7 protein-coding genes are annotated in these 8,080 nt (G+C 62.1%); 2 read left to right on the top strand and 5 right to left on the bottom strand.

Annotated elements, in window-relative coordinates; genetic code table 11:
• Together VJV58_RS04175 and ligA are read left to right on the top strand one after the other, a co-directional pair.
• On the top strand, positions 1–1,263 hold a 1,263-nt coding region (locus VJV58_RS04175), incomplete at its 5' end, for a DNA repair protein RecN (RefSeq protein WP_324136081.1).
• Between the two features lie 16 nt (positions 1,264–1,279).
• Complete coding sequence (gene ligA / locus VJV58_RS04170; protein WP_324136080.1) at positions 1,280–3,427, top strand: NAD-dependent DNA ligase LigA; 2,148 nt, start codon at positions 1,280–1,282, stop codon at positions 3,425–3,427.
• 58 nt (positions 3,428–3,485) lie between these two features.
• Here the strand turns inward: ligA and VJV58_RS04165 are convergent, their stop codons facing one another.
• The 5 genes from VJV58_RS04165 to VJV58_RS04145 all read right to left on the bottom strand — a co-directional run.
• The gene (locus VJV58_RS04165) at positions 3,486–5,312 is read right to left on the bottom strand and encodes an aminopeptidase P family protein (protein WP_324136079.1); all 1,827 of its coding nucleotides are present in this window, start codon (positions 5,310–5,312) and stop codon (positions 3,486–3,488) included.
• A gap of 408 nt (positions 5,313–5,720) precedes the next feature.
• Entirely contained in the window at positions 5,721–6,617 is an 897-nt protein-coding gene (locus VJV58_RS04160) for a 50S ribosomal protein L11 methyltransferase (RefSeq protein WP_324136083.1), read from the bottom strand.
• A gap of 197 nt (positions 6,618–6,814) precedes the next feature.
• A complete protein-coding gene (locus VJV58_RS04155) occupies positions 6,815–7,195 on the bottom strand; it encodes a YkvA family protein (protein ID WP_324136078.1) in 381 nt (126 codons plus the stop codon).
• Positions 7,196–7,365: 170 nt separating this feature from the next.
• Complete coding sequence (locus VJV58_RS04150; RefSeq protein ID WP_324136082.1) at positions 7,366–7,587, bottom strand: hypothetical protein; 222 nt, start codon at positions 7,585–7,587, stop codon at positions 7,366–7,368.
• A 136-nt stretch (positions 7,588–7,723) separates the two neighbouring features.
• Positions 7,724–8,080, bottom strand: a 357-nt coding sequence (locus VJV58_RS04145; protein ID WP_414641399.1) for a phytoene desaturase family protein, incomplete at its 5' end; no start/stop codon positions are given.

Here is an 8,080-nt window from a genome sequence, read left to right as displayed (position 1 = left end):
GACGCTTCCACGCACCGCCGACTGCTGGACGCATTCGCCGGCTTGGAGAAGGACGTAACCGCGGTGGAGTCCCTGTGGGAGGCCAGACGTGCTGCATACGCAGCCCTGGAGGACCATCGCGCCGGAATGGAGCGCGCCGCTCGCGAGGCGGATTATCTGCGACATGCTTCGGATGAACTGAAGAAGCTGAAACCAAAGGACGGTGAGGAAACCTTGCTGGCTGAACGCCGCGCCTCGATGATGCAGGGCGAGAAGATCGCGACCGATCTGCGCGAGGCGCAGGACGCGATCAGTGGCAGTCATTCACCGGTCCCCGCGCTGTCGGCGGCGGTGCGGCGGTTGGAACGACGCGCCGGAAATTCGCCGGCGCTGGTCGAACCGGCGGTGAAAGCGATCGATGTCGCCATCAATGCGCTCGAGGAAGCCGAGCAACACCTGAACGCGGCGCTGATCGCGGCCGATTTCGATCCCGCCGAACTGGAACGGATTGAAGAGCGCCTGTTCGGACTGCGGGCGGCCTCGCGCAAATATTCGACGCCGGTCGACGGGCTGGCGGCCTTGGCCGCGAAATATGCTGCCGACGTCGCGTTGATCGACGCCGGCGCCGATCAATTGAAGAAGCTGGAAACTGCAGCGGCGGAAACCGACGCTCGCTACGGCACCGCCGCAAGCAAACTTTCCAATGCGCGTGTCAAATCTGCCGAGAAGCTAAACAAAGCCGTCAACTCCGAGCTGGCGCCGCTGAAGCTGGAACGCGCCAGGTTCATGACACAGATCGATTCCGATCCGAACTCGCCGGGGCCGCAAGGGTTCGATCGGGTCGAATTCTGGGTCCAGACCAATCCCGGCACCAAACCCGGACCGCTGATGAAGGTGGCTTCAGGCGGCGAGCTGTCGCGATTCCTGCTGGCGCTCAAAGTCGTGCTGTCGGACCGCGGTTCCGCGCCCACGTTGGTGTTTGACGAAATCGATACCGGAGTGGGTGGCGCTGTCGCCGACGCAATCGGCGGCCGCTTGGCGCGGCTCGCGGGCAAGGTGCAGGTGATGGCGGTGACGCATGCGCCGCAGGTAGCCGCACGCGCCAATCAGCATCTGTTGATTTCTAAAGACGCCCTGGACAAAGGCAAGCGCGTCGCAACCCGCGTCAACGCACTTGCCGCCGATCATCGCCGCGAAGAGATCGCGCGCATGCTGGCCGGCGCCGAAATAACCGCCGAAGCCCGCGCCGCCGCCGAACGCCTGCTGCGCGCGGCGACGGCGTAAACACGATCTGGCAACGATGGCCCTCAAGTCAAAGCAAGCGCCTGCCGCGATCGACACCCTCACCAAGGCGCAAGCGAAAATCGAGCACAAGCGGCTGACGCTCGAGATCGAGCGCCATGACAAGGCCTACTATCAAGACGATGCGCCAAAAGTTTCCGATGCCGAATACGACGCGCTTCGCAAGCGATTGAACGCGATCGAGGGCCGGTTTCCGGAATTGGTGAGCAGCGAATCGCCGTCCCAGAAAATCGGCGCGGCGCCGTCAGGGAAATTCAAGAAGGTCCGGCATGCAGTGCCGATGCTGTCGCTCGACAACGCCTTTGCCGAGCAGGATGTGCTCGATTTCGTCGGCCGCATCCGCCGCTTCTTGAAGCTGACCGAAAACGAACGGATCGATTTCTCCGCCGAGCCGAAGATCGACGGCCTCTCGATGTCGCTGCGATATGAGCGAGGCGAACTCGTCACCGCGGCCACGCGGGGCGACGGCGCCGAGGGCGAAGACGTCACCGCCAATATTCGCACTCTCGAGGACGTGCCGAAAAAGCTCAGGGGCCGCAACGTACCCGATGTGTGCGAGGTGCGCGGCGAAGTCTACATGACCAAGCAAGCTTTTCTCGCGCTCAACGAACGCCAGAAGGCCGCCGGGGACACCATCTTCGCCAACCCCCGCAACTCGGCCGCGGGATCCCTGCGCCAGAAGGATCCGTCGATCACCGCCTCGCGTCCGCTCGGATTTTTCGCTTATGCATGGGGACAAATGAGCGGGATGCCGGAAGACACCCAGTCCGGCATGATCCAATGGTTCGAGCGCTGCGGCTTTCGCACCAACCCGCTGATGAAGATCTGCCACTCGGTCGAGCAGTTGATCGCGTTTCATCACAAAATCGAAGAACAGCGCGCCAAACTCGATTACGACATCGACGGTGTCGTCTACAAAGTCGACCGGATTGACTGGCAGGAGCGTCTCGGCTTCGTCTCGCGCACGCCACGCTGGGCGATCGCGCACAAATTCCCGGCCGAGCGCGCGATGACCGTGCTTCGCGATATCGAAATCCAGGTCGGGCGCACCGGCTCGTTCACCCCGGTTGGCAAGCTCGAGCCTGTCGGTGTCGGAGGCGTCATCGTGCAAAACGTCACGCTGCACAACGAGGACTACATCAGGGGCGTCGGCGGCCACGGCGAACAGCTGCGCCAGGGCCGCGATATCCGGATCGGCGACACGGTTGTGATCCAGCGCGCGGGCGATGTCATTCCGCAGGTGGTCGATATCGTGCTCGACAAGCGGCCTCGTAACGCGAAGCCCTATCAATTTCCGAAGAAATGTCCGTGCCCGCTGCATACCGATGTGGTTCGCGAGGAGACCGCAACAGGCGAGGAGGGCGCCCGCGCCCGCTGTACCGGCGAGTTTGCCTGCCCGTACCAGAAGATCGAGCATTTGAAGCTGTTCGCCTCGCGCCGCGCCTTCGACATCGAGGGATTGGGCGAAAAGCAGATCGGGTTCTTCTTCGAGAAGGAATGGGTGAGGGAGCCTGCTGATATTTTCACACTCCCAGCCCGCAACGCCAAGCTCAGGCTGGAACAGCTTGAGGGCTACGGCGAGACCTCGGTGCGCAATCTGTTCGCCGCGATCCAGGAACGGCGGCGGATTTCGCTGGAGCGTTTTATTTATGCCTTGGGGATGCGGCATGTGGGCGAGACAACCGCGCTCGCACTGGCGCGCGGCTATGGATCGTGGAGGGCATTTCACGACGCCTGCCTGAAGGTCGCCAGTGGCGACGAAGAGGCCATCGCCGACATGGATGCGCTCGACCAGATCGGCGACACCGTGATCGCCAGCATCCGGGCCTATTTCGGCGAGCCGCACAATCGAGGCATCGTCGAGCGGCTGACGAAGCAGGTCACCATTCTCGATGCCGAGAAACCTAAAAGCAATTCGGCGATCGCCGGCAAGACGGTGGTCTTCACCGGCGCACTGGAGCAGATGACCCGCGACGAAGCCAAGGCCATGGCTGAACGGCTCGGCGCCAAGGCTGCCGGCTCGGTCTCGAAAAAGACGGATTACCTGGTCGCCGGTCCTGGCGCGGGCTCAAAACTTGCCGAGGCCAAGAAGCACGGGGTCGAGGTGCTGACCGAAGACGAATGGCTGAAGATGATCCGGCAGTAGCGTGTTTTCGAGCGAAGTGGACGGGGGTTGGCGAAGAAAACGCGTCAGAACAACCAGCTCACTGCAACGGCGCGGTCGCCGCATCGAGCCAGACTTTAGTGGCCTCGTCGACATGCGGGCGGACGTCCTGGCGGACGCGCGCGTGATAGTCGTTGAGCCAGCTCAGCTCGGTTGCCGCCAACACTTTCGGCTCGATCAGACGCCGGTCGATTGGCGCAAGGGTCAGCGCCTCAAAGGCGTTCATCGGCTTTTCGGCGCCGGCAATCTCCGCGCCGACGACTAGTTCGAGATTCTCGATGCGGATTCCGTAAGCATCGGCCTTGTAGTACCCGGGCTCGTTAGACAGGATCATGCCGCGCCGAAGTGGCGTGGTGCCAAGCTTTGAAATCCGCGCCGGGCCTTCATGGACGGAAAGATAGCTGCCGACGCCGTGCCCGGTGCCGTGCTCGAAATCCACACCGGCCTGCCAGAGAAATTGACGCGCGAGCGCGTCGATCTGCGCGCCGGTCGTGCCATCCGGAAACACGGCGCGCGCAATCGCGATGTGACCGCGCAGCACGCGGGTAAACCGGTCGATCATTTCCGCATTCGGCTCGCCGATTGCAATGGTGCGGGTGACGTCGGTGGTGCCGTCTTCGTACTGCGCGCCGGAATCGATCAGCAAAAGATCGCCGGGCGATATCCGCCGGTTGGTTTTGCGGGTGACGCGGTAGTGCACGATCGCGCCGTTCGGACCGGTGCCGGCGATGGTCGGGAACGAGACGTCCTTTAACGCGCCGGTATCACGCCGGAAGCTCTCCAGCGCCTCGACAGCGTCGATCTCTGTCAGCGCGCCGGAGGGGCCTTCGCGGTTGATCCAGGCCAGGAAGCGCGCCAGCGCCACCGCATCGCGCCGGTGCGCGGCTCTTGCGCCTTCAATCTCGGTCGCGTTCTTGATCGCCTTGAGCAGGCCGACCGGATCGTTGCCGCGCACCGGCTTGCCGCCCGCGCCAGCTATCAGCCGGCTCAGCGCGTCGGCGGCGCTGGCACTATCGAGCGCGATCGACGCGCCGCGCTGGGCCAGTTCGGTGAGTTTCGGCGCGAGTGCGGTCGGCTCCTCGACATCGGCCGATCGCTCAAGATGGTCGCGGGTGCTGTTGGAGAGCTTCCGGCTGTCGATGAAGATGATGGCGCGACCGTCCTTTGGCACCAGCGCATAGGACAACGGCAGCGGCGTATGCGACACGTCGGCGCCGCGGATGTTGAAGGCCCAGGCCACCGCGTGCGAATCCGACAGCACCAGCGCGTCGGCCCCGAGATTTGCGATCTCCATGCGGATCCGGATCAGCTTTTCAGCCTCCGTTTCGCCTGAATATCGCGGCGGGTGCACCGTCACCGGCGCAAGCGGCGGTGGCGGGCGTTCGGTCCACACCGAATCCAGCGGATTGCTCTCAACCGCGACCAGCTCCGCTCCGGCCTTGGTGCAGGCGGCCGCGAGCCGTTCGGCTGCCGCCGAAGTGTGCAGCCATGGATCGAATCCGAGGCGGTCGCCGGCGGTCAGATGCTTTTTCAGCCAGCTTTCCGGCGGCGGATCGGCGAGCGGCTCGATGCTCCAGGCCCGCCCATCGACCTGCTTTGCGGCCTGTAGCGTATAGCGGCCGTCCACGAACACGGCCGCCTCATGTGCCAGCACAATCGCCTGTCCTGCCGATCCGGTAAAGCCGGTGAGCCATGCCAACCGCTCTTCCGATGGCGGGACATATTCGTTTTGCTGTTGGTCGGCGCGCGGAATCACGAATCCGGTCAAATTCCGCCGCGCCAGCTCCTCGCGAAACGCGGACAGCCGCGCCGTCAGCGCAACACCGCTCTCGGGTTCTTCGAATGTCTGGAAAAGCGCTTCGAACATGCTGACCACTTTAGGATTCGGTGGAGAACTCCGCAATCAACGCAAGTTGACGGTGATGTGGCATATATTATGCTTAAATCAAAGGCGCTGCGTTAGACGGCCCTGACGATTGCTGCCAAGGTATTTTCATCCTCGCGCAGTGCATCGATCGATATCCGGAGGAATCCCGGGAGTGTTTCAACTCAGTACGAGGGGATACACCGTGCCTGCTTTTTCCTTTGAAAAGATTTCGCTGTCGCCCCGACGCGGCCCAATTGCTCCGATCATGACAAAACAGCGCGGCCTCATTGTTCAGATGCTGGATCGGTTTGTCGAGGCGCGGGCAAAGCGTACACTTAAACAGGAGAGGGGCGTGACCACACGTCGCCGCCAGGACGGGCCGTCCGATTGAGCATCACGCATTGAGGTTCATTGCGCCTTACGCATCAACAGGCTGCTCCAGCCTTCGATCTGGATGTGGCGTTCCAGAACAAGCCCGCGCGCGCGGTAGGCCGCAACCACGCTCTGGGCCTGATGCGGCAGCAACCCCGATAGAATGACGAGCGCGGATGACGCCAGATGCCGCGCCATTGGTCTTGCCATTTGCCGCAACGGATTGGCCAGAATATTCGCCAGCACCAGATCGAACGGTCTACGTGTTCGGAATTGCGGTGCCGAAAATCCCGTGGCACGGATGGCGTTGACCAACTCGCCGGCCCCGTTGAGCCGCGCATTTTCACGGGCCACCTTCACCGAGAGCGGATCGATGTCGCTTGCCAGCAGTTTGATACGCAGCGCCTTCGCCGCCGAAATCGCCAGCACGCCGGTGCCGGTGCCGAGATCGAGCACGCGGCGCGGCCGATAGGCTTTCAGCACATGATCGAGCAGCAGCAGGCAGCCGCGGGTGGTGCCGTGGTGGCCGGTGCCGAACGCCAGCGCAGCTTCGATCTCAGCTCCGATCTTGTTCGGGGGCACCTTGGCGCGATCATGACGACCATGCACGATGAAGCGGCCGGCGCGGACCGGGACCAGTTGTTCCAGCGTGGCCTTGACCCAATCGCGGGCTTCGACGATGTCGAAGGCGATGTCACCTGTGATGTGATCCCCGGCGGCGACCCCGACGAGTTCGCGCACCGAAGCCTGATCGGGCGCTTCGGCAAAGTGCACACTGATGTGCCAGTGCCCGCCGGCGCCTTCGAATGCGGCAATCGCGGCCTGCCCCTCGACAAAGCTCTCGGTCAGGACATCGATGACGCGCTTTGCGCTCTGTTCGTTGCCGATCGCGAAACTCGCGCGGTGGGTGCTGGGCGTCGGGGTCGATTGCATTGCGATGCGCGCTTCAGGTTCGCGCAGCATTTTCGACGCGGTGATAGAGCGGCTTTTTCGACGACGGCATGCGGACTTCTCGTGGTGTCGGACAAGACTATCATGGCTGGTGGTTGCGCTGCGACCGCAATAAGCGACTGATTGGCGATCTGGTTTGTGGATTCGTTCGCAGCAATCCGTCGGCGGCAAGCTATGGCTCACTCTGAAAAATATCGATATGCCAGCCAGCCGCACAGTGCGATCGAGCCAATCCACAGCGCCACGATTACGAAAGCGGCGCTTCGGCTCACCGGGCGCTCTTTCTGGGCGGCAGCAAGCTCCCGATGCTCTGCCATGATATCCGGCGGAATCAATCGGATTACCAGCCATATCCCCATGGGAATCAGCACCACGTCGTCCACGTATCCGACGACCGGGATAAAGTCCGGTATCAAATCAATGGGTGAAAGCGCGTATCCTGCAATAACGACCGCCAGGGCTTTGGCGTACCAGGGAACACGCGGATCTTTGCTTGCGAGATAAAGCGCGTGCACGTCGCGCTTTACCAGCTGCGCCCAGTTCTTCAATCCAGGTTTCATCCGCGCATCTTGCGAAACCTCATCACGGGCATGTCAATGTGCCGTTTCGCTGGCTCACGAATGCGTTCTTCAACAGACGTCGCCACGCTCATCGCGTGCTTATTCTTGTTCGATCTTCGATAGTGGTGGAGTCCATCCCACTCGCCTTTTGGCCCCGCCAGGCATCGTTCTCAGCGAATCGGAACCAAATGAATGCGGTCAATCGTTCCGCCACTCGCCGGAAAGCTCTTCGTGGCGGCATCAATCAACGCATCAACCTTGACAGCATCAAAGGCGGGACTGCCGGCATTCAGCTCGAGATCGGTTTCCACCACCAGGACTGTCTCCACACCATCCTTATCTATTTCGATCGTGGTCCAGATGTTTTTGACATTGGGATTCTCAAACGTCATCACGTCCACTCCTCTCCCGCTAATTCGAACTGATACTCACCGGCGATTCACATCGTTTTCACGCCTGTTTCCCGTGGTTTATCCACAAGTTTTCCACAGGTTATCCACAGGCCTGTCAACGCCCTTTTGCAGTCATTTATACGCCACCCCTAAACAGCTTCCGGTGGTCGCTCAGGATCACCCGCGCGGCGTTGTGGCCGGGCGCGCCGGTCACCCCACCGCCGGGATGAGCGCCGCTTCCGCAGTGATAAAGGCCCTTCAACGGCCCGCGATAATCGGCATGGCCGAGCATTGGGCGCGCCGAAAACAATTGATTGAGCGTCAGCGCACCATGAAAGATATCGCCGCCGAGCAGGCCGAACTGCCGCTCCAGATCGAGCGGCGACAGCATCTGTCGGCCGATCACGCTTGCCGCGAAGCCGGGCGCATATTTGTCCACGGTCGCGATCATCAGATTGCCGACTTCCTCGCGATGGTCGTCCCACGATTTGCC

The sequence above is a fragment of the Bradyrhizobium sp. genome, from assembly GCF_035273305.1.
Lineage (GTDB): Bacteria > Pseudomonadota > Alphaproteobacteria > Rhizobiales > Xanthobacteraceae > Bradyrhizobium.
Note: the sequence above shows the minus strand (reverse complement) of the source record. Positions and strands in the feature narration are given on the sequence as shown.

Coding starts and splice junctions, on each gene's coding strand:
- ligA (WP_324136080.1), top strand. CDS start 1,280: ATGGCCCTCAAGTCAAAGCAAGCGCCTGCCGCGATCGACACCCTCACC.
- VJV58_RS04160 (WP_324136083.1), bottom strand. CDS start 6,617: ATGCAATCGACCCCGACGCCCAGCACCCACCGCGCGAGTTTCGCGATC.
- VJV58_RS04165 (WP_324136079.1), bottom strand. CDS start 5,312: ATGTTCGAAGCGCTTTTCCAGACATTCGAAGAACCCGAGAGCGGTGTT.
- VJV58_RS04155 (WP_324136078.1), bottom strand. CDS start 7,195: ATGAAACCTGGATTGAAGAACTGGGCGCAGCTGGTAAAGCGCGACGTG.
- VJV58_RS04150 (WP_324136082.1), bottom strand. CDS start 7,587: ATGACGTTTGAGAATCCCAATGTCAAAAACATCTGGACCACGATCGAA.